1 protein-coding gene is annotated in these 316 nt (G+C 32.6%); it reads right to left on the bottom strand.

The genetic code is table 11. The annotated features are described in order from the left end of the window. Positions 1–100: 100 nt before the first annotated feature. Positions 101–316 (bottom strand): acetolactate decarboxylase (locus EN845_RS34475; RefSeq protein WP_189587447.1); only part of this gene is annotated, 216 nt, incomplete at its 5' end.

The raw sequence follows: 316 nt of genomic DNA, 5'->3' as shown, positions 1-316 counted from the left end.
TGGTATAGCAGCAACAATTGAAGATAACAACAAATTATGAAATGGATCAAATGAATGCACTAACATAACAATTTATACTCCTCTTTTAATTTTTAAGATACTATTCTGCTTCTCTAATTTCCTCTGCAATATCTTTGTAATCGATATTAGCATTTGTAAATGTTTCATCATGAGCTGGAAAATGTTGTTCAAATGTTTCAAAGTTCTGAATCTCAACTTTAACATCTTCTATTTCAAAGTCTAGCACATGGCCGCCGAAGTTACGATCATCATTCGCAAAGTGAATATGGAATCCTGATGAACCTACACCATGGAA

The organism is Mesorhizobium sp. M8A.F.Ca.ET.202.01.1.1, assembly GCF_004791595.1.
Taxonomy (GTDB): Bacteria; Pseudomonadota; Alphaproteobacteria; order Rhizobiales; family Rhizobiaceae; genus Mesorhizobium.
The sequence above is the reverse complement of the archived record's forward strand: the minus strand, read 5'-3'. Positions and strand labels throughout refer to the sequence as shown.